The organism is Streptomyces sp. P5F9, assembly GCF_057961495.1.
In genome coordinates this window covers 1-1,492 of record NZ_JBXVPZ010000897.1, presented here as the reverse complement: position 1 = coordinate 1,492, position 1,492 = coordinate 1, and the positions used below count along the sequence as shown (strand labels likewise).

Below are 1,492 nucleotides of genomic sequence, written 5' to 3'. Positions count from 1 at the left end.
GGCGTGCCGACGGCCCAGCTGCGGAACCGTTCCAACACCGTGCCGGGAACCCCGTCCCGCGCGGTGGCGTTCCACTCCTCGACGACCGCGGACCGCTCAGCGTTGTCCAGCAACTCGATGTCGCTCAGCCGCAGTTGCGGATCGGCCGCTATCTGCTCCAACACCCTTACCAGCGAGGCCAGAACGCTTTCGGCACGGGCTCCGTCGAACAGGTCGGGGCGGTAGTCGAGGTGCAGTTCCATCCGCTCGCCCGGGATGACGATCAGCCCCAGGGGATAGTGGCTGGCGTCCTGTGGGGCGCCGCCCGGCCCGATGACGAGTGTGTCCGGGTCGTACGGTGCCGGAGCGGCGGAGTGCGGGTAGTTCTCGTAGACGACGAGCGTGTCGAACTCGGCGCCCGGCCCGGCGAGTTGCTTGATCTCGGCCAGACCGAGGTACTGATGGCCCATCAGGTTCACTTGCCGGGCCTGGAGTTCGGACAGCAGGTCGGCCACCGACAGATGACCGGCCAACTCGGCGCGCACCGGGAGGGTGTTGATGAACAACCCGATCAACGACTCCGCACCCGGCAGATCAGCAGGCCGCCCGGCAACCGTCGTCCCGAACACCACATCCCGCCGCCCGGACAGACGAGCCAGCACCAGAGCCCACGCACCCTGGACCACCGTCGCCATGGTGACGTCACCCTGACGGGCCACGTCGTTCAGCGCCCGCGTCAACTCCGCATCGCACTCGCCGAGGACCGTCTCGGGCCGCAGTGGCAGCCGGGCCGGGTTCGCGGGCACGACCAGGGTCGGTTCCTCCGCCCCCGCCAACTCCTCCCGCCACGCGGCACGCGCCGCCTCCCGGTCCTGACGGCCGAGCCAGGCCAGGTAGTCGCGGTACGACCTGATCGGAGGCAGCGCCCTCGCATCCCCGCCCGCCCGGTACACCACCTCAAGCTCGTTCACGAGGATGGGCAACGACCAGCCGTCGAGCACGATGTGATGGGTCGTCAGTACCAGTCGATGACGCCTTTCGCCCAGGCGGAGCAGCAGCAACCGCAGCAACGGACCCCGCACGACATCGAAGCCGGCCGCGAGTTCGGCCCCGGACAACCGGGCCGCCTCCGCCTCCGCATCGGCCTCGGGGAGGCCGCTCAGATCGACCTCACGCCACGGCAGCTCCACCTCCCGCGCGATGACCTGCACGGCCTCACCCGACTTGCGCCGGCGAAAGCTGGCCCGCAGGGTCCCGTGGCGGGCGATCAGGCCCTCCCACGAGCGGCGGAGACGGTCGACGTCGAGCGGTCCGTCGAGGGCCAGGGCCCGTTGGCCCGCGTACACGTCGGAGGCCTCGTCCCCGAGGGACGCGTGGAACAGCAGCCCCTCCTGAAGTGGCGACAGCGGCCATATGTCTTCGATGGCGGTCCGGGTCCGGGTCATCGCGTACGTCTCCTCACAGCGGTTCGCAACTTCGGTTCGGCGGCAGGGACTGAGCGGTGGGGGCGGGT

The 1,492-nt window shown here is 70.1% G+C and carries 1 protein-coding gene; it reads right to left on the bottom strand.

Annotated features, from left to right (window positions below; all coding sequences use genetic code 11):
- A partial coding sequence (locus AC31A1_RS51280) for a condensation domain-containing protein (RefSeq protein WP_489659894.1) occupies nucleotides 1-1,424 on the bottom strand: 1,424 nt, incomplete at its 3' end.
- Nucleotides 1,425-1,492 lie beyond the last annotated feature (68 nt).